The sequence below is a fragment of the Mycolicibacter hiberniae genome (genome assembly GCF_010729485.1).
Classification (GTDB): Bacteria; Actinomycetota; Actinomycetes; order Mycobacteriales; family Mycobacteriaceae; genus Mycobacterium; species Mycobacterium hiberniae.
Window position 1 is genome coordinate 2,616,107 of record NZ_AP022609.1, and the last position, 22,593, is coordinate 2,638,699.

Consider the following 22,593-nt stretch of genomic DNA (forward strand, 5'->3'; position numbering starts at 1 on the left):
AGCTACTCGCCGGTAACTTTACCTTGAAGCATCGCGTCCTTCGCAAGCACGCTCTGGGCCAACTGGTCTTGATAGGCCACCATGCGCGCCCGCAGCGCCGCGTCGGCAGAGCCCAGAATGCGCACCGCCAGCAAACCTGCGTTACGCCCACCACCGATGGACACGGTGGCCACGGGTACACCCGCCGGCATCTGCACGATCGACAGCAAAGAATCCAGCCCGTCCAGGCGCGCCAGCGGGACCGGCACCCCGATCACCGGCAGCGGTGTGGCCGAGGCCACCATCCCGGGCAGGTGCGCGGCGCCGCCCGCCCCGGCGATGATCACCTCGATGCCGCGTCCCGCGGCGTCGCGCGCGTAGTCGAACATCCGCTGCGGTGTGCGGTGCGCCGAGACCACCCCGACCTCGAACGGGACGTCGAACTCGGCGAGCGCCATCGCCGCGTCCTCCATCACCGACCAGTCGCTGTCACTGCCCATGATGACGCCGACCCGGGGACCGGGCCTGTGCTCACTCATGCGGATTCCATCCATCGCTCCATTCCCCGTGCGACAACCAGTGTGCCGCGCTTTCGGCCCGCTCGCGCAGCGTCACCGCGTCCGTCGTGTCACGACCGAGCAGGTTGATATGGCCGATCTTGCGACCGGGCCGTTCGCCCTTGCCGTAGAGGTGGACCCGGGCTTCGGGATAGCGCGCGAAAAGATGGTGCAGCCGCTCGTCCATCGACATCGACGGGGTTTGGGCGGCGCCCAGCACGTTGGCCATCACGGTCAGCGGGGCGATCGGCGTGGTGGCCCCGAGCGGATAGTCCAATACCGCGCGAAGATGCTGCTCGAACTGGCCGGTGGCCGCCCCGTCCATGGTCCAGTGCCCTGAGTTGTGCGGCCGCATCGCCAGCTCGTTGACCAGCAACTGACCGTCGACGGTCTCGAACAGCTCAACGGCCAGCACGCCGACGACGCCCAACTCATCGGCCAGCCGCAGCGCCAGTTGTTGGGCGCCAGCGGCTGTCTCGTCCGAGAGTTCGGGGGCGGGCGCGATCACCGTCACGCAGATTCCGTCTTCCTGCACGGTCTCGACCACCGGCCAGGCCGCGCCCTGGCCGAACGGTGAGCGGGCCACCAGCGCGGAGAGTTCACGGCGCATCACCACGCGTTCCTCGGCCAGCACCGGCACTCCGGCCGCCAGATAGTCGGCGACCACCGCCCGGGCCTGAGGCAGGTCGTCGACCAGGGAAACCCCACGGCCGTCATAACCGCCCCGGGCCGCCTTCACCACCATCGGCCCACCGGTCAGCTCCGCGAAACGCTCGAGGTCTTCGGTGGTCTCGATCGCGGCGAACCGGGGCACCGGCGCCCCCAACTCCGCCAGTCTGCGGCGCATCACCAGCTTGTCCTGGGCGTGCCGCAGAGCAGCCGGGGGCGGTGCGACGTTGACCCCTTCGGCGACCAGCCGGTCCAGCAGTTCGCCTGGGACGTGCTCGTGGTCGAAGGTGAGCACGGTGGCCCCGTCAGCAGCGCGGCGCAGGTCGTCGAGGTCGGTGTGGGAGCCCAGTACGACGTCCGGGGTGACTTGGGCTGCCGGCTCGTCGGGAGCGGCCGCCAGCACCCGCAACCGCTGTCCGAGCGCTATCGCTGCCTGATGGGTCATCCGCGCCAGCTGACCACCGCCCACCATGGCGACCAGGGGGCGGCGGCCATCCGATGACGTCGGGGTGGTTGCGGCGTTCGGCACGGTCAATATCGTGTCACGCCCGCACGCAGCGATCGCAAGTGCGGCGCAGCCGCGCGCTGGGGGCACCTCCCGTTTGCGGGGGACGGGTCGCCGCCTGGGCCCCAGGGTCGTGACGCAGTCGTTAGGTGCGAAGGGTGCCGAGTCCGTACACTGGCAACCTGTGTCTTTTACCGACGCCACCATCGCCCGCCTGCCGCGGGTGATCCGTCCGCTGGCCGAACGCCATCATGAGCTGATCAAGTTCGCCATCGTCGGCGCGACCACATTCGTCATCGACTCCGCGTTGTTCTACACCCTCAAGCTGACCATCCTGTCGCCCAAGCCGGTCACGGCCAAGGTCATCTCGGGGATCGTCGCGGTGATCGCCTCCTACATCCTCAACCGCGAGTGGAGCTTCAAAGACCGGGGTGGCCGGGAGCGCCACCACGAGGCACTGCTCTTCTTCGGGGTCAGCGGGGTCGGGGTGCTGCTGTCCATGGCCCCGTTGTGGTTCTCCAGCTACGTACTCGGGCTGCGGGCGCCCATGGTGTCGTTGACCGTCGAGAACCTGTCAGACTTCGTCTCGGCCTACATCATCGGCAACCTGCTGCAGATGGCGTTCCGGTTCTGGGCATTTCGCCGCTGGGTCTTTCCCGACGAGTTCGCCCGCAGCTCCGATGCCGCGCTGGACGCCACGCTGCAGACCGGCGCGCTCGCCGAGGCGATCGAGGACTCGCTGGAGGCCAGCGGGGACACCGGCGTGGTGACCTTGTTCAGGCGCCCGGCCCGTCATCGACCGCCGACGGACGGCCTGTCGAAGACTTCGTGATAGAGCAGCGTGTGCACCTGCTCCACGCGCGGAATGTCATAGAACTCCAACGGCTCCTGTGACGCCGACTCGATGATCAGCGTGCCGGTCCGCAGGATCCGGTCGATGAACCCGTGGACGAACTCCACACTGTTGATCCGCGCCAGCGCGATATCGATGCCGCTGCGGGTCAGCAACCCGTGCCGGAACATCACCCGCCGGTCGGTGACCACGAAATGCGTGGTCAGCCAGCTCAAGAAGGGCCAGAGCGTCAGCCAACCGACCACCACCAGCCAGATCGCCCAGATCACCGCGAACACGACGTTCTTGGCGGTCGGATCCCAGGCCAGCGGGTTGATCAGACCGGCGGCGAACGCCGCGCAGGCCGTGGCCAGCAGCAGCACCAGCACCGGCGCAACCAGGCGCTTGACGTGCGGGTGCCGGTGCAACACCACGTGCTCATCGGCGGCGAGCACGCTTTCCGGATAACCCACTGGCAGCCCTATTCGTTGGGCCGCAGCCGGGTGACGTCGCCGGCAGAGACGGTGACGGTGCGCTCGCCGGTGTCGATGACCAGGCGCCCCGTGTCATCAATGGATTCGGCCAGTCCCTCCACGCGCCGGCCACCGGGTATGTCGGCGCGCACCTTGGCGCCCAGCGTGCAGCTGTGCCGCCGGTAATCCGACAGCAGCGCGTCGTCGGCGCCACCGGCCGCGCGCCAGGCCGCGATCCGATCCGCCAGCTTACGAAGGACCTTGGTGGCCAAGATATTTCGATCGACTACCGGGGAACCGAGCATGGCCAGCGACACCGCCGTCGGCTCCGGCGCCTCCTGCGCCGTCATGGTCACGTTGAGTCCGAGACCCACCACGATCAGCTGCTGGGGCGCGGCCACCTCGGCGAGGATGCCGGCCAGCTTGCCCTCCCCCACGATGACGTCGTTGGGCCACTTGAGACCGACGCGCAGGCCCGCGAGGTCGGCGATGGCATCGGCCACCGCAACCCCGGTGGCCAGGGGCAGCCACCCCCAGCCGGATGTGGGCACAGTGTCCGCGGCCACGCCCACCGACAGCGCGAGCTGGCTGTGCGCCGGGGTGCTCCAGTGCCGGCCGTGCCGACCACGACCGGCGGTCTGGTGCTCAGCCAGCAGCACGGCCCCGTCGATGTCTTCCCCGGCGGCCGCGCGCGCCAACAGATCGGCGTTGGTGGAACCCGTGCTGCCGACGACATCCACGACACGCCACGGGCCGTTGGGCGTGGTCAGCGCCGCCCGCAGCACGGTCGCGTCCAGCGGCGGCCGGGGCGGAGAACTCATTTGGCCAGCTTAGCCACCGGCTCCCCGGCCACACCGGTTGAAACGCCCGGTTCGCGGGTAAGCGGCCAGGTGGAGGAGGTGATCGTATGGTCACCAGGGGTTCGACGCGGCGTGTTCACCACCGTCACAGCGCCCAGTCGGTCGCGGTGTCGCTGGCCAGCCGGTTTGTGGTGAAGAATCTGGTGCGCGTATGGGCGCTGCAGCCGGATCTGGGGTGGCCGCTCGCATCGGTGGACCGACTGGCCGGGGTGGTGCCGCGTCCACCCTCAGCACGAGTGGAGCGCTTCAGCCTCGGTCACTGCGCCGCTGAGCAGGTTCGCGCCCAGGACGCCTCCGACCAGCGGGCCATCCTGTATCTGCACGGGGGCGCGTTCTTGACCTGCGGACTCAACACCCATCGCACGCTGGTGGCCCGATTGTCGAGAGCGGCGGACGCCACTGTGCTCAACGTCGGCTACCGGATGCTTCCGCAACACCGGATCGCCGACGCGATCGATGACGGCCTCAACGGCTTGCGCTGGTTATTGCGGCAGGGCTACGACCCGGAACAGATCGTGGTGGCCGGGGACTCCGCCGGTGGCTATCTCGCATTCCTGACCGCTCTGACCGCCGTACAGACGCAGCTGTTGACTCCAGCGGGCGTGGCGACCGTCTCACCGTTCACCGACGCGGACCCGACCGCCAAGCTGGCGCACCGCAATGCCCAGCGCTGTGCCATGTTTCCGTGCGAGGCACTCACGGCGTTCACCCGTTACCTGCTGCGTGCGCGGGCGATGTCGCCGATCGACGCCGACCTGTCGGCGCTGCCGCCGGTCACCATCCACGCCAGCATGGACGAACTGCTGCTTCCCGACGCCGAGGTGATGGCGCAGCGCCTGGATGCCGCGGGGGTACGTTGCGACCTGCACCTGTGGGAAGGCCAGGTGCACGACTTCCCGCTGGCCGCCGACGTGCTGCCTGAGGGACGCCGGGCCATCGGCTACATCGGCGACTTCGTCAAGGAAGTCACCCGCGGCCCGGCGCAGCGGCGGCCGGACATCGAGCCCTCGCTACCGGCCCGAGAAGCCGGCGCCCCCGACGGGCTCTTTGCCTAGGCGGGTCCGGTCGGGCGGTCCGATGGCCCGCGATTAAGATCGTTTCTTATGACCAGTGTTACTGAGCACGCCGGTGAACCCCTCGTAGAGGCACAAGCCGAGCATGTCGTCGACATCCACACCACCGCGGGCAAGCTCGCCGATCTCAAGCGTCGGACCGAAGAGACCCTGCACCCGGTCGGTGAGGCCGCGGTCGAGAAGGTGCATGCCAAGGGCAAGCTGACCGCTCGGGAGCGGGTCTACGCATTGCTTGACGAGGGCTCATTCGTCGAGCTCGACGCGCTGGCCCGCCACCGCAGCACCAATTTCGGCCTGGCCGACAAGCGCCCGCTCGGCGACGGCGTGGTCACCGGCTACGGCACCATCGACGGCCGCGAGGTCTGCATCTTCAGCCAGGACGCCACCGTGTTCGGCGGCAGCCTCGGCGAGGTCTACGGCGAGAAGATCGTCAAGGTCCAGGAGCTGGCCATGAAGACCGGCCGGCCGCTGATCGGGATCAACGACGGCGCCGGCGCCCGCATCCAGGAGGGTGTGGTCTCGCTGGGTCTGTACAGCAAGATCTTCCGCAACAACATCCTGGCCTCGGGGGTCATCCCGCAGATCTCGCTGATCATGGGCGCGGCAGCCGGTGGCCACGTCTACTCCCCCGCGCTGACCGACTTCATCGTGATGGTCGACCAGACCTCCCAGATGTTCATCACCGGCCCGGACGTGATCAAGACCGTCACCGGTGAGGAGGTCACCCAGGAGGAGCTGGGCGGCGCCCACACCCACATGGGCAAGTCCGGCACCGCGCACTATGTCGCCTCCGGCGAGCAGGACGCGCTGGACTACGTCCGCGACCTGCTGAGCTACCTGCCCCCGAACAACTACGCCGACCCACCGCACTTCCCGGTACCGGCGCCCGAGGGCTCCATCGAGGACAACCTCACTGCCGAGGACCTCGAACTCGACACGCTGATTCCGGACTCGCCGAACCAGCCGTACGACATGCACGAGGTCATCACCCGGATTCTCGACGACGACGAGTTCCTCGAGGTCCAGGCCGGTTACGCCCAGAACATCATCGTCGGCTTCGGCCGCATCGAGGGTCGGACCGTGGGCATCGTGGCCAACCAGCCGACCCAGTTCGCCGGCTGCCTGGACATCAACGCCTCGGAGAAGGCTGCGCGGTTCATCCGGACCTGCGACTGCTTCAACATCCCGATCGTGCTGCTGGTCGATGTGCCCGGCTTCCTGCCCGGTACCGAGCAGGAGTACAACGGCATCATCCGGCGCGGCGCCAAGCTGCTCTACGCCTACGGCGAGGCCACGGTCGCCAAGATCACCGTCATCACCCGCAAGGCCTACGGCGGCGCCTACTGCGTGATGGGTTCCAAGGAGATGGGCGCCGACGTCAACGTCGCCTGGCCGACGGCCCAGATCGCGGTCATGGGCGCCTCCGGCGCCGTCGGGTTCGTCTACCGCCAGCAGCTCAACGAAGCCGCAAAGAGCGGCGACGATGTCGATGCGCTCCGGTTGCAGTTGCAGCAGGAGTACGAAGACACGCTGGTGAACCCCTACGTCGCCGCTGAGCGGGGCTACGTCGACGCGGTGATCCCGCCGTCGCACACCCGCGGCTACATCGCCACATCGCTGCGGCTGCTGGAACGCAAGATCGTCCAGTTGCCGCCCAAGAAGCACGGGAACATTCCGCTGTGAGCGACGACGCCAGCGAAGTCACCGAGACTTCCGAAGTCCCCACCGCCGCCGAGCCGCACATCAAGGTGCTGCGGGGCAACCCCACCGACGAGGACATCGCGGTGCTGGTCGCGGTGCTGGGTGCGGCCGGCGGCGGCGCTGCCGAGCCTGCTGCCCAGGACCGCAATATGTGGGGACACCCCGTCGACAAGCTGCGGATGCCGGTGTTCAGCTGGCAGCGGATCACTCTGCTGGAACGCACCCACATGCGCCGGTGATGTGTCGGTGACACACCGGTGACGCGCCTGGTCCTGGGTTCGGCCTCCTCCGGTCGGCTGGCCGTCCTGCGCGGCGCCGGAATCGACCCCCTGGTGGTGGTCTCCGGTGTCGACGAGGACGCCGTCATGGCAGGTCTGCCCGAGGATGCCGGCCCGGCTGCCGTCACCGGCGCCCTGGCCGCCGCCAAAGCCGAGCAGGTGGCTGCCGTTCTGCAGCCCCCGGTAAGCGCCGATTGCGTTGTGATCGGCTGCGATTCGATGCTCTACATCGACGGCAATCTGTGCGGCAAGCCGCCGACGATAGAGCAGGCCCGCACCCGCTGGCGCGCGATGGCCGGTAAGTCCGGCCAGCTGCACACCGGCCATAGCCTGATCCGGCTGCGCGACAACGCGATCACCCATCAGATCACCGAAACCGCCGTCACCACCGTGCGATTCGGTCGCCCCGACGACGACGACCTGGAGGCCTACCTGGCCAGCGGGGAGCCGTTGCGGGTGGCCGGCGGATTCACCCTGGACGGTCTGGGGGGCTGGTTCGTCGACGGTGTCGACGGGGATCCCTCCAGCGTCATCGGCATCAGCCTGCCGATGGTGCGCCGGCTGTTGCGTCACGCCGGTCTCTCGGTCGCGGAGCTGTGGGCGACCAACCCCGCTCGCCGAGCGTGAACTCCGGGCGGGATTCCCGCCGGATTCCGCCACCACTTCACACTCGGTGCACTGTCGGTGCTGTTCGGCAGGCTCTCGTCATGGACGAGCCCTTCCTCGGCGGCGAGGCCCTCGCAGCCGGGCGCTTGACCCGGCACGCACTCCGCAGCCGGCACCGCGTCGTCTGTCCGGGCGTGTACCTGCCCGCGGGCAAGCCCCTCACGCCGGTGAACCGTGCACAGGCCGCCTGGCTGTGGTCGCGACGGCGCGCCGCGCCCGCCGGCCGCTCGGCGGCGGCGCTGCACGGCGCGAAGTGGCTCGACGCGGGTTACCCGGCCGAGCTGCACTACGCCAACCGCCGTCCGCCGCCGGGCATCCGGACGTGGGCTGACGAACTCGCCGACTACGAGGTCACGGCGGTCGGCGGCATACCGGTGACGACGCCACTGCGCACCGCGTTCGACATCGCGTCGCGCTACCGGCTGGATGCGGCCGTCGCCACGATCGACGCGCTGGCCCGCTCGACCAGGTTGACGGTGGCCGACATCGAACTGTTCGCCCAGCGCCACCCGGGGCATCGGGGCATCCGGAACGCGCGTGCCGCCATCGGCCTGGTCGATCCGGGGGCCGAGTCGCCCAGGGAAACCTGGCTGCGCCTGCTGCTGATCAGAGCCGGCTTCCCCCGGCCCAGCACCCAGATCCCGGTCTACGGCGCATACCGCACGCTGATCGCGGTCGTCGACATGGGTTGGGAGGAGATCAAAGTCGGCGTCGACTACGAGGGCGACCATCACCGTCTGAGCGCCAGGCAGTTCAACCACGACATTCGTCGTGCCGAGGCGCTGGCCGAGATGGGCTGGATTGACGTGCGCATCACCAAGGACGACACCGTCGGCGGAATCGTCGGTCGGGTGGGGGAAGCACGAGCCCGCCGAGTGTGAACTGGAGGCGGGATTCCCGCCTGATTTCCGCCCCCAGTTCACACTCGGTGCGCTGGCCAGAGCAAAGCAACGCGGTAGGCTCGGCATCGTGCCAGTTCCTGCCGATCCCACGCCCGCCCTGCAGTCCTACGCCCACCCCGAACGCCTGGTCACAGCCGATTGGCTCGCGGGCAATCTGGGCAGGCCGGGCCTCGTCGTGGTGGAGTCCGACGAGGACGTGTTGCTCTACGACATCGGCCACATCCCGACCGCGGTCAAGATCGACTGGGTCACCGATCTCAACGATTCCCCGGTCCGCGACTACATCACCGGTGAGCAGTTCGCCGACCTGATGAACCGCAAGGGCATCTCTCGTGACGACACCGTGGTCATCTACGGCGACAAGTCCAACTGGTGGGCCGCCTACGCGTTGTGGGTGTTCACCCTGTTCGGTCACGAAGACGTCCGGCTGCTCGACGGGGGGCGCGACCTGTGGGTCTCCTCGGGCCGCGAGACCACCCTCGACGTGCCGTCGAAACAGTCGACCGGCTATCCCGTCGTGACCCGCAACGACGCTCCCATCCGGGCCTACAAGGACGACGTGCTGGCCCACCTCGGCCGGGTGCCGCTGATCGACGTCCGCTCGCCGCAGGAGTACACCGGCGAGCGCACCCACATGCCGGAATACCCGGAGGAGGGTGTGCTGCGCGGCGGCCACATCCCCACCGCGGTGTCGGTCCCATGGAGCAAGGCCGCCGACGATGCCGGCCGATTCCGCAAGCGCGAGGAACTCGAGCAGCTGTACTCCTTCCTCGAGCCCGACGACAAGCCGATCGCGTACTGCCGCATCGGTGAACGCTCCAGCCACACCTGGTTCGTGCTGACCCACCTGCTGGGCATGGAGGGGGTCCGCAACTACGACGGCTCGTGGACCGAATGGGGTAACACCGTTCGCGTGCCCATCGTCGACGGACCGGAGCCCGGAGCACTGCCAGCAGCCGCAGCCGGCTGATGAGTCTGCCGGAGGCATTGGCGCAGGTGGTCTCCGACTTCGCCGAGGTCGAAGGCCAGGACAAACTGCGGCTGCTGCTGGAATTCGCCGACGAGCTGCCCGATCTGCCCGATGACCTGGCCGAGTCGGCCATGGAACCGGTACCGGAGTGCCAGTCGCCGTTGTTCCTGCATGTCGATGGCGCCGACCCGCAACGGGTGCGGCTGTACTTCAGCGCGCCCCCCGAGGCGCCGACGACGCGCGGCTTCGCCTCGATCTGGGCGGCGGGCCTCGACGGGCAGCCGGCCGACGTCATCCTGGCCGTGCCGGAGGATTTCGCCTCCCGGCTGGGCCTGGCGGCCCTGATCAGCCCGTTGCGACTGCGCGGAATGTCGGCCATGTTGACGCGCATCAAGCGGCATTTGCGCGCCGCGTAGGGGCACCTGGAACAGGTTGGGTGGTCGCGCTTTACACTGCTGTGAAGTTACATTCTTAAAGACGTTTCTTAAACATGCCATCAGGAGGGCCAGTGGCGAACCATGCCAGCTCGAAGATCTCCAAGGTGCTCGTCGCCAACCGCGGAGAGATCGCAGTCCGGGTGATCCGCGCCGCGCGCGACGCCGGATTGGCCAGCGTGGCCGTGTACGCCGAACCCGACGCCGACGCCCCGCACGTCCGGCTCGCCGACGAGGCGTTCGCGCTCGGCGGTCAGACCTCCGCGGAGTCCTACCTGGTCTTCGAGAAGATCCTGGACGCCGCGGCCCAGTCGGGTGCCAACGCCATCCACCCGGGCTACGGCTTCCTCTCGGAGAACGCCGACTTCGCGCAGGCCGTGATCGACGCCGGGCTGATCTGGATCGGGCCGAGCCCGCAGTCGATTCGCGACCTCGGTGACAAGGTCACCGCGCGGCACATCGCCGCCCGCGCCAAGGCGCCGCTGGTGCCCGGCACCCCGGACCCGGTCAAGGACGCCGACGAGGTCGTCGCCTTCGCCGAGGAGTACGGCGTCCCGGTGGCGATCAAGGCCGCGTTCGGCGGCGGCGGTCGCGGCATGAAGGTGGCGCGCACCATCGAGGAGATTCCCGAGCTGTTCGAATCGGCCACCCGAGAGGCGATTGCGGCCTTCGGTCGCGGCGAGTGCTTCGTGGAGCGCTACCTGGACAAGCCGCGCCACGTCGAGGCGCAGGTGATCGCCGACCAGCACGGCAACGTGGTGGTCGCGGGCACCCGCGACTGCTCGCTGCAACGCCGCTTCCAGAAGCTCGTCGAGGAGGCCCCGGCGCCTTTCCTGACCGACGCGCAGCGCAAGGAGATCCACGAGTCCGCCAAGCGGATCTGCAAGGAGGCCGGCTACTACGGCGCCGGCACCGTGGAGTACCTGGTCGGCCAGGACGGGCTGATCAGCTTCCTGGAGGTCAACACCCGTCTGCAGGTGGAACACCCCGTCACCGAGGAGACCTCGGGTATCGACCTGGTGCGTGAGCAGTTCCGCATCGCAAACGGCGAGAAGCTGGACATCACCGAAGACCCCGAGCCGCGCGGCCACTCGATCGAGTTCCGCATCAACGGCGAGGACGCCGGTCGTGGCTTCCTGCCCGCCCCCGGCCCGGTCACCCGTTTCGACCCGCCGACCGGCCCCGGCATCCGGATGGACTCGGGCGTGGAGACCGGCTCGGTGATCGGCGGCCAGTTCGACTCGATGCTGGCAAAGCTGATCGTCACCGGCGCGACCCGCACCGAGGCCCTGGAGCGCGCCCGGCGCGCGCTGGACGAGTTTCACGTGGAGGGGCTGGCGACCGTCATCCCCTTCGACCGGGTGGTGGTTCGCGACCCGGCGTTCGTCGGCGACGAGAGCGGCTTCTCGGTGCACACCCGCTGGATCGAGACCGAGTTCGAGAACACCATCGAGCCCTTCAACGGCGGTGAGCCCCTCGACGAGGACGACGCCCAGCCGCGGCAGAAGGTGGTTGTCGAGGTCGGCGGCCGGCGCGTGGAGGTGTCACTGCCCGGCGATCTGGCCCTGGGCGGCGGCGGCGCGGCCGGTGGAGCCATTCGCAAGAAGCCCAAGCCGCGCAAGCGTGGCGCGCACGGCGGCGCGGCGGTGTCCGGTGACGCGGTGACCGCCCCGATGCAGGGCACCGTGGTGAAGGTTGCCGTCGAGGAGGGCCAGGAGGTCGCCGCCGGTGACCTGGTCGTGGTTCTCGAGGCGATGAAGATGGAGAACCCGGTCACCGCGCACAAGGACGGCACCATCACGGGCCTGTCGGCCGAGGCCGGATCGGCCATCACGCAGGGCACCGTGCTCTGCGAGATCAAGTAACCGGTCTCCGCCGTCCGACGGCCGTGCTGAGCGCAAGAGCGAGGAGTCGGGCATAGAGCCGGTCGAGATCAACGCCGGCCCGTGGTATCTGCGGATGCCACGGGCCGACGACCGGGTCGATGATCGCCCGAGTCTTGCCGACCTGGGTGAGACGGATCCGGACTACGTGGCCAAGGCCGCCCTCGGGTGGGCCGGCGAGACGCGCTATCTGTGGGCGGTGTGCGAGCCCACGACGGGCGAGCTGCTGGCCGAGGTGACGCTGGATCCGGTCTCGGGGGAAATCAGCACCCGCCACCGGGCGGGCCACAAAGACGCCGCTCAGACCGGGGCACAGTCGGTGTCCCGTTTTGCCGCAGGCGCTTTAGGGATGACGGTGGTGAGCGCCGGCGGGGTGGGTGGCCCGGTTTCGAGCGATGTAAAACCAGATCGAGCCGACGATCGCCAAGACTAGAGCCACGATCCCGAAACCCAGGGTCCACTGACCGTTCTGCTGCGCGGCGGCACACAGCGCGCCCACCAATGCAGCCGTGGCCATCAGCAGCACGGCCAGCGCCGGCAGCTCATGACCGTCCTTGAACACCAGCCCGGTCCGCGGTCGCGTGGTGCGCCGTCGGTCGATTCCTTCCTCGGTGTCGTCCATGCGACTGTCTGTACCCGAGGCGCGGTCCCCCGAAACCCCGACGGACCCTAGGCCGCGGCGTCGCGCAGCGCCGCCAACAGCGGTCCGGCAGCCTCTTCGAAGAAGGCCTCCTGGGATTCGCCACCGATCTGGATCAACGCGATGTCGGTGAATCCTGCTTCCCGATAGGCGCCCACGGCCTCGACGATCGCGTCCAGATCCGGACCGCACGGGATCGCCGCCGCGACGTCCTCGGGCGTCACGTAGCGAGTGGCCGCCGCGAACGCCGCCGGGGTGGGCAGCTCCGCGTTGACCGGCCAACCGCCGCCGAACCAGCGAAACTGCTCGTGAGCGCGCTGCACTGCCGTGTCGCGGTCGGAATCCCAGCACACCGGCAACTGCCCGACGATGCGTCCGCCGGGCAGCCCGGTCCCCTGCCGCGCGGCGTGCCAGGAGTGCACCAATTGGCGGTCGGGTTGCACCGCGATCAGGTGATCGGCGGCTGCGGCGAACCTCTCGACGCCCTTGGGGCCCGACATCGCGACGGCAAGCGCTACCGGGATGTCGGGGAGGTCCCACAACCGCGCCTGGTCGACGTGGAAGTGATCGCCGTCGTGGTTGACCGTCTCACCCATGAGCAGTTCGCGGATGATCTTGATCGCTTCAGTGAGCATGGCTTGGCGCCGCGCAAGATTGGGCCAGCCGGGGCCGGTCACGATGTGCTCGTTGAGGTTCTCGCCGCTGCCCAGGCCCAGGGTGAAGCGGCCCTCGGCGAGGATCTGCACGGTGGCCGCCTGCTGGGCCACGATCGCCGGGTGATATCGCATGGTGGGACAGGTCACGTAGCTGTACAGGTCCAGCTGGGCGGTGGCGTGGGCGACCGCACCCAGCAACGCCCAGGCGTTGGGAGCATGCCCCTGCGATGCCAGCCAGGGCGAAAAGTGATCGCTGCACACCGCGAAATCGAAGCCGTGTTCCTCGGCCGCAACCGCGCAGCGCACCAATTCGGCGGGGCCGTTCTGCTCGGTCATCAGGGTGTAGCCGAAGCGTGTCATGCGGGCGGGGTACCCACGGTCGATTCGGCGAAACGGCACCACCGTTTGGTGAGGCGGGTGTGCGGGGTACCCGCGAAGGTGCCCACTGCAGCGATTCAGACCGAAGCGACCCTGCCCGCGGATTGCGGGCCCCTGTCGGCGACGGTGTGCCGGCTGCTGCGCCGGCCGCCCGGGACGTCACCCGGGCCGCTGCCCCCCACCGGCGTCGACGGCTATGCGCGAGACCTGCAACTGGCGCTCTACGTCTGCTACGAGCTGCACTACCGGGGCTTCGCCGGCGTGGACCCCGGCTGGGAATGGGACGCCACGTTGTTGGCGCTGCGCGCCGAACTCGAGCGGGCGTTTCTCGACCGGGTGCGCAGTGATGTCGGCCCTGTGCCCGCGTCCGCGTCCGCCAGCGCCACGATGGATGCTGCCGCAACGGAGCCGCTGCGCGGTACCGGGCCGTCCTGGTACCTGCGCGACCACGGCACCTGGGACCAGGCTCGCGAATACTTCGTGCACCGCTCGCTGTATCACCTCAAGGAAGGTGATCCGCACGCCTGGGTGATCCCGCGGCTCACGGGCCAGGCCAAGGCCTCGTTCGTCGCGGTCGAGTTCGACGAGTACGGCGCCGGACGGGGCGCGCGGGTGCACCAGCAACTGTTCGCCGATCTGCTCACCGCCGCCGGCCTGGATGCCGGGTACCTCGCCTACCTCGACGTGGTTCCCGCCGAGTCGCTGGCAGTGGTCAATCTGATGTCGCTGTTCGGGCTGCATCGTCGCTGGCGGGGCGCGGCCGCCGGACACTTCGCCGCCACCGAGATCACGTCGCCCCCCGGCTCGAGCCGAATGGTGGCGGCGTTGCGCCGCTTCGGTGCACCGGATGCCTGCGTGGCGTTCTATGCAGAGCACGTCGAGGCCGACGCAGTGCACGAACAGGTGGTCCGCGCAGACGTGATCGGCGACCTGTTAGACCATTCTCCGCAGCTGGAGACCGATGTCGTGTTCGGTATCCGTGCTCACGATGCTGTGGAAAGTCGGCTCGCCGATGTCATGATATCAGCCTGGTCAGCGGGACGCTCATCGCTGCTGACAAACTGAAAGTTAAGGTTTAACTGGGAGTTTCCCGAAATGTCGATCGATCCCTTTACCGATCGAAGCGAAAGTCGGTAACGTCTGGATTCTCCGGTTGAGCTCACAGCCGCAGTGAAGCGTCACCATGTCTGATTACGTTGACGTGATCCAACAGCACGATTCGTCGACTGATGGAGCCGAGCATGACCACCATCGATTTTTCGCAGAACGCATTCGCCGCGCCCGCAACAGAAGCCACCCAGGTCTGGCGGAGTCATACCGCCCGGTTCACCGTCCGTTGGGGCCGCACGGGTGCCGTTGTCGCCGTCAGCGGAGAGGTCGACGCGGTGAACGCCAGCCCTTTCGCCGACTACGCGCAACGTTGCGCCGAATGCTGCGAATGGCTGGTTGTCGACTTGGCGGAGCTGACATTTATTGGCACGACAGGCTTTTCGGCTCTGCAATCGATCAGCGCGCGGTGCGAAAGTGCGCAGACCAAGTTCAAGGTCGTCGCAAGCCCCGCACTGTCGAACCTCCTGCGAATCTGTGACCCGCAGTCGCGCCTTCCGCTGGTGGCGTCGCTGACAGAAGCACTGGCCGACGTTCAGCGGTCGGGCCCGCTTCGCCTGGTGCCCTAACAGTCCTCACCCCACCGTCGGCGGAGCCCTCGGCCGCCACCGAGTGGTCGCTCGGCTGCGCGTTTCCTTCGCCCTGTGCTCTGCGTCGGAAAGCCACTGGATGGGTATCCAGCCAGGAACATCGGCGACGGGAAGGACAACACACGTGGGTGGGCAACCGGCCGTGCTGTTCGACATCGACGGCACCCTCGTCGATTCCAACTACCTACATGTGTATGCCTGGCAACGTTCGTTCGCCGAGCTGCACATCGAGGTGGAATGCTGGCGCATCCACCGCGCCATCGGCATGGACGGCGCGGAGCTGGTGCGCACATTGTCCGGCGATGCCGATGAGGATGTTCGCCAACGGCTCCACGGCCTGCACTCGCGCTACTACCTTGAGTCCGCGGAACTGCTCGCACCACTTCCGGGAGCTCGCGCACTTCTGGAATCGGTTGCCGCCTTGGGCCTTCCGGTGGTGCTGGCCACTTCTGCCCCAGAGGACGAGCTGGCGGTCCTGCGCAAGGTCCTGGCTTGCGACGAGCTGATCGCGGCAGTCACCTCATCAGCCGATGTCGACGTCGCCAAGCCGCACCCGGGCATCATCGGCGTCGCACTGGATCGCGTCGGCGCCACGGCTGAAAGTGCGGTCTTTGTGGGCGACGCGGTCTGGGACGCGAAGGCATGCGCGCGTGCGGGCGTGGTCAGCATCGGCCTGCTCAGCGGCGGCGTATGCCGCTCTGAGCTGGACAACGCCGGGGCCGCTGCCGTTTTCGACAATGCCGAGGATCTGTCGGCACACCTGGATCAGACGCCGATCTGCGAGTTCGCCAGCGGCCGCGGCCCGCAGTGAATTACGGCCGTGCCGCGGGACGGCCGCCGAGAGTCGGCTACTTTCCCCGGACCCGGCGGTTGTGCTTCTTGATCGCCGTGACCAGCTCCGACTTTCGCATCGTCGAGCGTCCGGGAATGTCCAGCCGCCGGGCAAGGTCGAGCAGGTGCCTCTTGCTGGCGTTGGCGTCGACGCCCTCCGCTGACCGTCCGGAGTTGTTCGGCCCGCCGCCGGCCGCGAGCTGGTCCGAGGGGCCACGCTTCTTCTTCGGCTCCCAATGGTCGCCCACCTTCTCGAAACTGTGCTTGAGCGCTGCGTAGGCGACCCGGTGGGCGCGCTGCTCGCTCCCGTACTCCTTGGCCGCAGCATCATGGGCTTTGGCGAAGGTGCGTTGCGCCTTGGCGCTGGAACGCTGCAGCGTAGTGGGCAACTCGCCGCGTTTGGCGGTGCCGCTTTTCGTCGTCTTGGGCATAAGACCTCCAATAGCGATCCGACGCCTCCGGGATACCCACCGGGTCCGGCCGGAAATCCTCTGCCACATCCGTGCGGATGCTCAAACCTCGCGCCCGAGGCCGGTTTCTGCGAATCAGGTTTGAAATGGCTTTGCCAGGGGAATGTTGGCCCTACAGGTGAATGGAGGACGGATGCGCTTCGGTGGATTGGCCGGGACGGTGGTGCTGCTTTGGTTGCTCATCGGCGCCTTCGCGGCATGGCAGCGCGGGTACTTCCACGAGGGCCCGACCAGTTGCGCATCGGCCGGAACCATCGCCGTCACCGTCTTGGCCGGCCCGCTGAACTATGCGGGCGTGAAGCCTGTGGTCTCGGATTGCCGTTTACCGCAGCCCTCTTCGCTGGATGCGGTCAGTTTCATTGTGTGAGAGAAGGGATTAGTGATGATTGCCCTCGGAGTAATCCTGATTATTCTGGCGCTCATCTTCAAAATCAACATCCTGTGGACGGTCGGCATCATTCTGCTGATCGTCGGCGCGGCACTGTGGCTTCTGGGCGCGGTCGGGCGCCCGGTAGCCGGCCGGCGCTACTGGTATTGATCGGTACTCACGGCACGCCGGACGCCCCCGGACCGCGCCTCGCGCTGATGGATTCGAGCCTGCGCTGCGGCTCGTTCACGCGCGGATAGACGGGGCTGGGTGCGATGACGGTCACCGCCGATCTTCAGCGCGGCCCTGCGGGGCACATCGCCCTGTTCTACCGGTCACCGCAGGAGTATCTCGACTACCTGGTGCCGTTCGTCGCCGACGGTGTGGCGGACGGGCAGCCCGTCTTGGTGGCGGTGCCCGGGCCGAACCTGTCGCGACTGCGCCAGGCCTTACCGGCGGACACCGCCGCGGCTGTGAGCCTGGTCGACATCGGCACCGTGGGGCGCAACCCCGGGCACGTACTGGGCGGGGTGCTGGGCACATTCGCCGACAGGCACCCCTCCGGTGCGGTACGGATGGTTTGCGAGCTGGTCTGGCAGGGTCGGTCGGCACCGGAGTACCCGGCCTGCGTCCAGCATGAGGCTCTGGTCAACGAGGCCTTTGCCGGCCGGGATGTCACCGTGCTGTGCCCCTACGACGCGGGCCTGGACTCGAAGATGCTCGCCGACGCCGAGATCACCCATCCCCGGCTCGGACGTGCCGGGCAACCAGAGCGAGCCAGTCCGGGCTTCGCACCCGACGCCGCGTGGGACCGCTACAACGAGCCGCTGCCGCCGAGCCCCACGGCGGCGAGCTACACGCTGCACCGGCTCACCGATCTGGCCGGTGCCCGGCAGTTCTGCGCGAAGTACGCGCGCTGGTTCGGCTTCTCCGCCACCGATATCGCGGACTTGCAACTGATCGTCAATGAGCTGGCATCCAACAGCCTGCAGCACGGGCGCGGCCCGTGCACACTTCTGCTCTGGGACACCGGCGGCCAATTGGTCTGCCAGGCACGCGATCTGGGGCACCTGACGGACCGATTGGCCGGTCGGCGGCCCTTCATCGATGGAGACGGGCACGGATGCGGCCTCTTCGTCGTCAACGCGACCGCGGACCTGGTCCGCATCCACACGGCTGCTACGGGAACCACCGTGCAGGCGCACCTTCGGATGAGCTGACCGGCGTGCTGCGCCTCGGCCCGGCCGGGGCGTCATTCGCGCACGTGGCGCGCAGAGCACCGGCGGGGTACCCGCTGCCCAGGAGAGCAGGCAGACAGCAGGTACCCCGCCGACGCGCGCGGTGACATAGCGGGCGGCAATGGCACACGCCGGTGGCGGCTGACCTCCAGACCGGTGCTGTGTCGAGCACCCGGGCCTGCACCGCCGCACCGTGAGGTGCCCGCGTACCACCGCTGCCATGGTGTTATCGCTGGAGCATCACCTCCTTCTTCGCGGCCTGGCAGTCACCGCGGTCTCGGAGGCGATCGCTGTGTCGCCCACACGGTCCCGCTGCGCTGCCGCGGTTCCCACCCGCACCGGGGCGGTACGAGTTCGGGCCAACCACGCCGCGCCGGACTGACGCCGGCGAGCGTGCGAAGACGAGGCCGGGCGACGGGCATTTCGGTGCGTGCCGCGGTGCAGGTCTGCGGTATCGCGGCGAACAGGCGCAACCATTCGGCGCGCACAATGTCCTCCGCTTCGTCGAGGACCTCCACGGACAGGGTGTCGGCGGTCGTGGTGCTCACCTCCTTCACCGGGTAGCAGGCCGCCGCCCGGCCCCTCGCAATCAGGCGTTGATGATCCGTTCGCCGTGCCCGCTGGCGATCTTGATGCGGCGCGGCTTCGCCTTCTCCGCGACCGGGATGGTCAGCCGTAGCACGCCGTCGTGGTAACTGGCCTGGATGTGTTCGGCGTCAAGGTTGTCGCCGAGGAACAGTTGCCGGCTGAACACACCGCGCGGCCGCTCCGCGGACACCATTTCGCGGTTCTGGTCCAGGGGGCGTTCGGCGTGCACCGTCAGCACATTGCGTTCGACATCGAGATCCAAGGAATCTTCCGCGACGCCGGGCAGGTCGAATTCGACGATGAACTGGTCACCTTCGCGCCAGGCGTCCATGGGCATGACCGCCGGCCTGGCCGCGGTGCCCAACACCTGCTGGGTCCACCGGTCGAGATCACGCAACGGGTCCGTACGCATCAACATCATCTCCACCTCCTAGTCCTACGGCAGAACATCTATTTCCGCCGACATAGATTTTTATATAGCACCAGTGCTAGATTGCCGCAAGAGGTATCGACGGAGTTTTCGGCGAGTGGAAGCGCTACCCGGTGAGTGATGCGATGAATGCCCGGTCCGGGCTGGGGGTATACGGCATCTCGGTGGCTGCTGAGTTGTCCGGTATCGGCCCGCAGACCCTGCGGCTCTATGAGAGCCGAGGGCTGCTCACACCGGCCCGCACCGCGGGCGGGACCCGTCGTTACAGCGATGACGATCTCGCTCGGTTGCGCCGCATCACCGAGCTGGTCGCCATCGGGATCAACACGGCGGGCATCGGGCAGATCCTCGGCCTGGAAGCCCGAAACGCCCGGCTGGAGGCCGACAACGTCCGGCTGGAGTCGGACAACAATAGACTGCAGTCCGACAACACTCGGTTGAGATCCGACAACACTGCGCTGAAGTCGGACTACGCCGTGCTCGCGGCAGTCCAGCGCGGCGACCGGTCGGCGCAGGCCGCGCTGCGAGCCGGGAAACGAAAGGGGTCATGATGAGCAACCCTCAGGAGCCGACCTACGCATCGGAGGCGGATCTCGCCGAACAGCGCGTCCCCGCCGACGCCGACGACGAGGGGCTGGACCCGGCCCGGCTGGAAAACCTCGCCGAGGTCGACGCCAATCCTGCCGACGTGATCGAACAGGCCATCAGCGTTCCGCTGCCCGACGACGACTACGAGGCCGAGTCCTAGACGGGGGCTACTGCGTGTCGGCCCTGTCGCCGCCGGCCCCGCCGCGCGCCCCCTTGCACCGCCGATGGCTGGTGTCGCACAGCGGATAGTTGCGGCTGCGCCCGCAGGTGCAGATGGCCACCATGAACCGATCCGATTCGACGACACCTTCGGGCGTCTCGATGCGTACGGGCCCGGCAACCAGCACCGGGCCGTTGCGGACTGGCCGCACCACGGTGCTCACGGCTTATCCGCCCGGATGACGACCAGCTGTTCCACGCGGCAGCCGCGCGGCACTCGACCGGTCTGCTCCAGCCAATCGGCGTGCGCCGAGAGCACCGGGCCGAACGGGATGTCGCGCACCGCCACGACCTGCGCGGCAAGGCCCGATCGGCGCAGACTCCGCAACGAGTGCGCCACCCCGGCAAGAGCGGACTGCACCAGCAGCAGGGTCCCGCCCCCACCCAACAGCGATACCGCGGAGCGGCACAGCGGATCCAGCACGATCCGTCCGTCGACGCCGCCGTTCCAGGACCATTCTGGTCCGCCCGCCGACGGGATGGGACCGCCGTCGGCCGGCGAGGGAACGTAAGGCGGATTGGCAACCACCAGATCGAAGGGCGCGCACCGCAGTGCCTGACTCCAGGTCCCCTGCCGGATCGTCACGTCCACACCGGCCGCACGTGCGTTGTCGCGTGCGCACCGCACCGCGCGCGGGCAGATGTCGTAGGCGGTGACGCTTGCCGCGCCCGACTCGGCCGCCGCGATGGCCGCCACCCCACTACCCGTGCACAGATCCAGCACACGGGCGCCGCCCGCCAGGCCGGTGTCATTCATAGTGTCGATCAGAAGGTGCGAATCGTCCTGCGGCGCATAGACGCCGTCCAGGTTCAGCGGACTACGGCGCAGTGCGCTGGGCCGGTAGAAGGTTGTCATCGGCGGCTAACCGCCGTTCTTGCTGCGGATGTCGCGCACCGACTGCCGGGCGGACTCGGTGAACTCATGCATCTTCTGTCGTGCGCCCTGGGCGACGACGCTTGCCCTGTCCGGGTCCTTGAGCATCGCTTTGGCGGTGTTCTTGGCCATCGTCTTCTCAATGCGCGGCGGCATTGGCGGGACGTCAGGATCCACAACCACTTCCAGCACCACCGGGCCGGGCGCGGCCAATGCCTGATCCCACGCGGCGCCTATGGTCTCGGGGCTGTCGCAGCGGATGCCGGTCAAACCCAGCAGCTGCGCGAACTCGGCATAGGGTACGTCTGGAAGCGTTTGCGAGTCTTCGAATTTCCGATCACCGCCCATCGCGCGCTGCTCCCAGGTCACCTGGTTGAGGTCTTTGTTGTTGAACACGCAGAAGATCAGCGGTCCCCCGGACAACCGGTCGCGATAGCGCTTCACGGTGATCATCTCCGCCATGCCGTTCATCTGGAACGCGCCATCGCCGACGATGGCGATCACCGGCCGATGCGGGTGGGCCAGTTTGGCGCTGATCGCATACGGGGTTCCGGGGCCCATTGTCGCCAGGTTGCCGGACAGCGAGGCCGCCATGCCGCGCCGTAGCCGCAGGTGCCGCGCCCACCAGTTGGTGACCGAACCGGCATCGGTGGTGACCACGGCGTTGTCGGGCAGCCGCTTGGACAGCTCATGAACCACCAGCTCGGGGTGCAGCGGGCTGGCCTTGTCGTGAGCGCGGTCGTCCAGCACCCGCCACCAGGTCTGCACCTCGCGTTCGATCTTGTTCCGCCACGACCGGTCCTTCTTGCGACGCAGCAGTGGAATCAGCTCGGCGAGCGTGTCTTTCGAGTCGCCGACCAGGTTCGCCTGGACGGGATAGCGCACCCCGATCATCTTCCCGTCGTGGTTGATCTCCACCCCCCGGGCCTGCCCCTCCTCGGGCAGCCATTCGGAATAGGGAAAGCTGGTCCCGATCATGAACAGGGTGTCGGCGCCCGACATCATCGCGTCACTGGCCGTGGAGCCCAGCAGGCCGATCGGACCGGTCACATAGGGCAACTCATCGGGTAACGCAGCGCGGCCCAGCGCCGTTTTGGCCACCCCGGCGCCGAGCAGATCGGCGGCCTCAGCCACTTCGTCGGCGGCATCGGCGGCGCCTGCTCCAACCAGGATCGCAACCTTCTCGCCCTCGTTGAGGATCTCGGCGGCTCTGCGCAGTTCGCTCGGCGGCGGGATCATCCGCGGCTTGGTCCATCCGACACTGCTGAAGACGGCACCGTGCTGCCGCGGCGGCGAGGTCACCGCCTCTTCCTCGGCGACGTCCTCCGGCAGGATGATGGTGGCCACCGTCCGATTGGTCAGCGCCACCTTGCAGGCTCGGTCCACCAGATGGCGGGCTTGCACGGGTGCCATGCACGTTTGGACGAAATCCGAAGCGACATCCTTATACAGCGAGTTTGCGTCGATCTCCTGCTGGAACGCCGTACCCAGCGACAACCGCCGCTGCTGACCGACGATCGCAACCACCGGCTGGTGGTCCAGCTTGGCGTCGTAGAGGCCGTTGAGCAGATGGATGGCACCGCCGCCGGACGTGGCAAGGCAGCAGCCGAGTTCTCCGGTGAACTTGGCGTGGCCGGTCGCCATGAACGCGGCCATCTCCTCATGGCGCGGCTGGATGAACTCGGGATCGCCGCCGGCGCGGTCCAGCGCACCCACCATCGACAGAATGCCGTCGCCGGGGTAGCCGAAGATTCGGTGGACCCCCCACTGACGAAGCCGCTCGAGGATGAAGTCCGCAGTATTCGGCATCAATTGCTCCCTTCGACTGGCACTCG

Annotated in this window: 29 protein-coding genes; 18 read left to right on the forward strand and 11 right to left on the reverse strand. The window is 68.0% G+C overall.

Annotated elements, in window-relative coordinates; all coding sequences use genetic code 11:
- Window positions 1-2: 2 nt before the first annotated feature.
- Together purE and G6N14_RS12305 are read right to left on the reverse strand one after the other, a co-directional pair.
- Entirely contained in the window at window positions 3-518 is a 516-nt protein-coding gene (gene purE, locus G6N14_RS12300; RefSeq protein WP_085134303.1) for a 5-(carboxyamino)imidazole ribonucleotide mutase, read from the reverse strand.
- On the reverse strand, window positions 511-1,677 hold the full coding sequence (locus G6N14_RS12305) for a 5-(carboxyamino)imidazole ribonucleotide synthase (protein ID WP_234808807.1): 1,167 nt from the start codon (window positions 1,675-1,677) through the stop codon (window positions 511-513). Before G6N14_RS12305 ends, purE begins: the two co-directional genes overlap by 8 nt.
- A 217-nt stretch (window positions 1,678-1,894) precedes the next feature.
- On the opposite strand from G6N14_RS12305, the gene G6N14_RS12310 reads away from it, so the two are divergent.
- The gene (locus G6N14_RS12310) at window positions 1,895-2,542 is read left to right on the forward strand and encodes a GtrA family protein (protein ID WP_085134305.1); all 648 of its coding nucleotides are present in this window, start codon (window positions 1,895-1,897) and stop codon (window positions 2,540-2,542) included.
- On the opposite strand, the gene G6N14_RS12315 is transcribed toward G6N14_RS12310, so the two are convergent.
- A complete protein-coding gene (locus G6N14_RS12315) occupies window positions 2,503-3,015 on the reverse strand; it encodes a PH domain-containing protein (RefSeq protein WP_085134306.1) in 513 nt (170 codons plus the stop codon). The genes G6N14_RS12310 and G6N14_RS12315 overlap by 40 nt on opposite strands.
- An 8-nt stretch (window positions 3,016-3,023) precedes the next feature.
- Window positions 3,024-3,836, reverse strand: coding sequence for a biotin--[acetyl-CoA-carboxylase] ligase (locus G6N14_RS12320; RefSeq protein ID WP_085134307.1), 813 nt, complete (start codon window positions 3,834-3,836; stop codon window positions 3,024-3,026).
- Between the two features lie 86 nt (window positions 3,837-3,922).
- Between G6N14_RS12320 and G6N14_RS12325 the strand changes: the two genes are divergently transcribed.
- The 9 genes from G6N14_RS12325 (at window position 3,923) to G6N14_RS20890 (ending at window position 12,215) form a co-directional block, all read left to right on the forward strand.
- Complete coding sequence (locus G6N14_RS12325; protein ID WP_085134308.1) at window positions 3,923-4,930, forward strand: alpha/beta hydrolase; 1,008 nt, start codon at window positions 3,923-3,925, stop codon at window positions 4,928-4,930.
- A gap of 48 nt (window positions 4,931-4,978) precedes the next feature.
- The gene (locus G6N14_RS12330; protein WP_085134309.1) at window positions 4,979-6,631 is read left to right on the forward strand and encodes an acyl-CoA carboxylase subunit beta; all 1,653 of its coding nucleotides are present in this window, start codon (window positions 4,979-4,981) and stop codon (window positions 6,629-6,631) included.
- Complete coding sequence (locus G6N14_RS12335) at window positions 6,628-6,888, forward strand: acyl-CoA carboxylase subunit epsilon (RefSeq protein ID WP_085134310.1); 261 nt, start codon at window positions 6,628-6,630, stop codon at window positions 6,886-6,888. The genes G6N14_RS12330 and G6N14_RS12335 overlap by 4 nt, the downstream gene beginning before the upstream one ends.
- An 18-nt stretch (window positions 6,889-6,906) precedes the next feature.
- Complete coding sequence (locus tag G6N14_RS12340) at window positions 6,907-7,554, forward strand: Maf family protein (RefSeq protein WP_085134311.1); 648 nt, start codon at window positions 6,907-6,909, stop codon at window positions 7,552-7,554.
- Between the two features lie 80 nt (window positions 7,555-7,634).
- The gene (locus G6N14_RS12345) at window positions 7,635-8,474 is read left to right on the forward strand and encodes a putative endonuclease domain-containing protein (RefSeq protein WP_085134312.1); all 840 of its coding nucleotides are present in this window, start codon (window positions 7,635-7,637) and stop codon (window positions 8,472-8,474) included.
- A gap of 88 nt (window positions 8,475-8,562) precedes the next feature.
- Window positions 8,563-9,465: a sulfurtransferase gene (locus tag G6N14_RS12350; RefSeq protein ID WP_085134313.1), complete on the forward strand. Its 903-nt coding sequence runs from the start codon at window positions 8,563-8,565 to the stop codon at window positions 9,463-9,465.
- Window positions 9,465-9,881, forward strand: coding sequence for a SufE family protein (locus G6N14_RS12355; RefSeq protein ID WP_085134314.1), 417 nt, complete (start codon window positions 9,465-9,467; stop codon window positions 9,879-9,881). The genes G6N14_RS12350 and G6N14_RS12355 overlap by 1 nt, the downstream gene beginning before the upstream one ends.
- 92 nt (window positions 9,882-9,973) lie before the next feature.
- On the forward strand, window positions 9,974-11,764 hold the full coding sequence (locus G6N14_RS12360) for an acetyl/propionyl/methylcrotonyl-CoA carboxylase subunit alpha (protein WP_085134315.1): 1,791 nt from the start codon (window positions 9,974-9,976) through the stop codon (window positions 11,762-11,764).
- A 52-nt stretch (window positions 11,765-11,816) separates the two neighbouring features.
- Window positions 11,817-12,215, forward strand: coding sequence for a hypothetical protein (locus G6N14_RS20890; protein ID WP_085134316.1), 399 nt, complete (start codon window positions 11,817-11,819; stop codon window positions 12,213-12,215).
- On the opposite strand, the gene G6N14_RS12370 is transcribed toward G6N14_RS20890, so the two are convergent.
- Together G6N14_RS12370 and G6N14_RS12375 are read right to left on the reverse strand one after the other, a co-directional pair.
- Window positions 12,126-12,404, reverse strand: a complete 279-nt coding sequence (locus G6N14_RS12370; protein WP_133054891.1) for a hypothetical protein — start codon at window positions 12,402-12,404, stop codon at window positions 12,126-12,128. The genes G6N14_RS20890 and G6N14_RS12370 overlap by 90 nt on opposite strands.
- Window positions 12,405-12,451: 47 nt before the next feature.
- A complete protein-coding gene (locus G6N14_RS12375; RefSeq protein ID WP_085134317.1) occupies window positions 12,452-13,438 on the reverse strand; it encodes a TIGR03557 family F420-dependent LLM class oxidoreductase in 987 nt (328 codons plus the stop codon).
- A gap of 78 nt (window positions 13,439-13,516) precedes the next feature.
- On the opposite strand from G6N14_RS12375, the gene G6N14_RS12380 reads away from it, so the two are divergent.
- From G6N14_RS12380 to G6N14_RS12390, 3 genes are all read left to right on the forward strand, one after another.
- Window positions 13,517-14,521 carry an iron-containing redox enzyme family protein gene (locus G6N14_RS12380; RefSeq protein WP_085134374.1) on the forward strand — a complete coding sequence of 335 codons (1,005 nt, stop codon included), beginning with the start codon at window positions 13,517-13,519 and terminating at the stop codon, window positions 14,519-14,521.
- 176 nt (window positions 14,522-14,697) lie between these two features.
- Window positions 14,698-15,132: an STAS domain-containing protein gene (locus G6N14_RS12385; RefSeq protein ID WP_234808799.1), complete on the forward strand. Its 435-nt coding sequence runs from the start codon at window positions 14,698-14,700 to the stop codon at window positions 15,130-15,132.
- Window positions 15,133-15,232: 100 nt separating this feature from the next.
- Complete coding sequence (locus G6N14_RS12390) at window positions 15,233-15,964, forward strand: HAD family hydrolase (RefSeq protein WP_085134319.1); 732 nt, start codon at window positions 15,233-15,235, stop codon at window positions 15,962-15,964.
- Between the two features lie 37 nt (window positions 15,965-16,001).
- Here the strand turns inward: G6N14_RS12390 and G6N14_RS12395 are convergent, their stop codons facing one another.
- Window positions 16,002-16,415: a ChaB family protein gene (locus G6N14_RS12395; protein ID WP_085134320.1), complete on the reverse strand. Its 414-nt coding sequence runs from the start codon at window positions 16,413-16,415 to the stop codon at window positions 16,002-16,004.
- Between the two features lie 172 nt (window positions 16,416-16,587).
- Here G6N14_RS12395 and G6N14_RS12400 point away from each other — a divergent pair, with 172 nt between their 5' ends.
- From G6N14_RS12400 to G6N14_RS12405, 3 genes are all read left to right on the forward strand, one after another.
- Window positions 16,588-16,821: a hypothetical protein gene (locus G6N14_RS12400; protein WP_082109805.1), complete on the forward strand. Its 234-nt coding sequence runs from the start codon at window positions 16,588-16,590 to the stop codon at window positions 16,819-16,821.
- Between the two features lie 15 nt (window positions 16,822-16,836).
- The gene (locus G6N14_RS20545) at window positions 16,837-16,992 is read left to right on the forward strand and encodes a DUF6131 family protein (protein WP_165756870.1); all 156 of its coding nucleotides are present in this window, start codon (window positions 16,837-16,839) and stop codon (window positions 16,990-16,992) included.
- A gap of 104 nt (window positions 16,993-17,096) precedes the next feature.
- Complete coding sequence (locus G6N14_RS12405; RefSeq protein ID WP_085134321.1) at window positions 17,097-18,041, forward strand: anti-sigma factor RsbA family regulatory protein; 945 nt, start codon at window positions 17,097-17,099, stop codon at window positions 18,039-18,041.
- Between the two features lie 607 nt (window positions 18,042-18,648).
- Here the strand turns inward: G6N14_RS12405 and G6N14_RS12410 are convergent.
- Window positions 18,649-19,068, reverse strand: a complete 420-nt coding sequence (locus G6N14_RS12410; RefSeq protein WP_272937735.1) for an Hsp20/alpha crystallin family protein — start codon at window positions 19,066-19,068, stop codon at window positions 18,649-18,651.
- Window positions 19,069-19,202: 134 nt separating this feature from the next.
- Here G6N14_RS12410 and G6N14_RS12415 point away from each other — a divergent pair, with 134 nt between their 5' ends.
- Together G6N14_RS12415 and G6N14_RS12420 are read left to right on the forward strand one after the other, a co-directional pair.
- The gene (locus G6N14_RS12415) at window positions 19,203-19,628 is read left to right on the forward strand and encodes a MerR family transcriptional regulator (RefSeq protein ID WP_085134376.1); all 426 of its coding nucleotides are present in this window, start codon (window positions 19,203-19,205) and stop codon (window positions 19,626-19,628) included.
- Window positions 19,628-19,825, forward strand: a complete 198-nt coding sequence (locus G6N14_RS12420) for an Rv3202a family protein (RefSeq protein WP_085134322.1) — start codon at window positions 19,628-19,630, stop codon at window positions 19,823-19,825. Before G6N14_RS12415 ends, G6N14_RS12420 begins: the two co-directional genes overlap by 1 nt.
- A gap of 7 nt (window positions 19,826-19,832) precedes the next feature.
- Here G6N14_RS12420 and G6N14_RS12425 read toward each other — a convergent pair whose 3' ends face one another.
- From G6N14_RS12425 to G6N14_RS12435, 3 genes are read right to left on the reverse strand one after another with little or no spacing between them, the layout of a single operon-like run.
- Window positions 19,833-20,048, reverse strand: a complete 216-nt coding sequence (locus G6N14_RS12425; RefSeq protein ID WP_046321613.1) for a CDGSH iron-sulfur domain-containing protein — start codon at window positions 20,046-20,048, stop codon at window positions 19,833-19,835.
- On the reverse strand, window positions 20,045-20,740 hold the full coding sequence (locus G6N14_RS12430) for a HemK2/MTQ2 family protein methyltransferase (protein ID WP_085134323.1): 696 nt from the start codon (window positions 20,738-20,740) through the stop codon (window positions 20,045-20,047). The genes G6N14_RS12425 and G6N14_RS12430 overlap by 4 nt, the downstream gene beginning before the upstream one ends.
- Window positions 20,741-20,746: 6 nt before the next feature.
- Window positions 20,747-22,567, reverse strand: a complete 1,821-nt coding sequence (locus tag G6N14_RS12435; RefSeq protein ID WP_085134324.1) for a thiamine pyrophosphate-requiring protein — start codon at window positions 22,565-22,567, stop codon at window positions 20,747-20,749.
- Window positions 22,568-22,593 lie beyond the last annotated feature (26 nt).

Excerpts from the sequence above, each read along its gene's own strand:
- G6N14_RS12345 (WP_085134312.1), top strand. The coding sequence starts at position 7,635 with ATGGACGAGCCCTTCCTCGGCGGCGAGGCCCTCGCAGCCGGGCGCTTG.
- G6N14_RS20545 (WP_165756870.1), top strand. The coding sequence starts at position 16,837 with ATGATTGCCCTCGGAGTAATCCTGATTATTCTGGCGCTCATCTTCAAA.
- G6N14_RS12420 (WP_085134322.1), top strand. The coding sequence starts at position 19,628 with ATGAGCAACCCTCAGGAGCCGACCTACGCATCGGAGGCGGATCTCGCC.
- G6N14_RS12375 (WP_085134317.1), bottom strand. The coding sequence starts at position 13,438 with ATGACACGCTTCGGCTACACCCTGATGACCGAGCAGAACGGCCCCGCC.
- G6N14_RS12355 (WP_085134314.1), top strand. The coding sequence starts at position 9,465 with ATGAGTCTGCCGGAGGCATTGGCGCAGGTGGTCTCCGACTTCGCCGAG.
- G6N14_RS12400 (WP_082109805.1), top strand. The coding sequence starts at position 16,588 with ATGCGCTTCGGTGGATTGGCCGGGACGGTGGTGCTGCTTTGGTTGCTC.
- G6N14_RS12410 (WP_272937735.1), bottom strand. The coding sequence starts at position 19,068 with ATGATGTTGATGCGTACGGACCCGTTGCGTGATCTCGACCGGTGGACC.
- G6N14_RS12320 (WP_085134307.1), bottom strand. The coding sequence starts at position 3,836 with ATGAGTTCTCCGCCCCGGCCGCCGCTGGACGCGACCGTGCTGCGGGCG.
- G6N14_RS12405 (WP_085134321.1), top strand. The coding sequence starts at position 17,097 with ATGACGGTCACCGCCGATCTTCAGCGCGGCCCTGCGGGGCACATCGCC.
- G6N14_RS12370 (WP_133054891.1), bottom strand. The coding sequence starts at position 12,404 with ATGGACGACACCGAGGAAGGAATCGACCGACGGCGCACCACGCGACCG.
- G6N14_RS12390 (WP_085134319.1), top strand. The coding sequence starts at position 15,233 with ATGGGTATCCAGCCAGGAACATCGGCGACGGGAAGGACAACACACGTG.
- G6N14_RS12385 (WP_234808799.1), top strand. The coding sequence starts at position 14,698 with ATGACCACCATCGATTTTTCGCAGAACGCATTCGCCGCGCCCGCAACA.
- G6N14_RS12395 (WP_085134320.1), bottom strand. The coding sequence starts at position 16,415 with ATGCCCAAGACGACGAAAAGCGGCACCGCCAAACGCGGCGAGTTGCCC.
- G6N14_RS12435 (WP_085134324.1), bottom strand. The coding sequence starts at position 22,567 with ATGCCGAATACTGCGGACTTCATCCTCGAGCGGCTTCGTCAGTGGGGG.
- G6N14_RS12415 (WP_085134376.1), top strand. The coding sequence starts at position 19,203 with ATGAATGCCCGGTCCGGGCTGGGGGTATACGGCATCTCGGTGGCTGCT.
- G6N14_RS12430 (WP_085134323.1), bottom strand. The coding sequence starts at position 20,740 with ATGACAACCTTCTACCGGCCCAGCGCACTGCGCCGTAGTCCGCTGAAC.
- purE (WP_085134303.1), bottom strand. The coding sequence starts at position 518 with ATGAGTGAGCACAGGCCCGGTCCCCGGGTCGGCGTCATCATGGGCAGT.
- G6N14_RS12305 (WP_234808807.1), bottom strand. The coding sequence starts at position 1,677 with ATGGTGGGCGGTGGTCAGCTGGCGCGGATGACCCATCAGGCAGCGATA.
- G6N14_RS12325 (WP_085134308.1), top strand. The coding sequence starts at position 3,923 with ATGGTCACCAGGGGTTCGACGCGGCGTGTTCACCACCGTCACAGCGCC.
- G6N14_RS12330 (WP_085134309.1), top strand. The coding sequence starts at position 4,979 with ATGACCAGTGTTACTGAGCACGCCGGTGAACCCCTCGTAGAGGCACAA.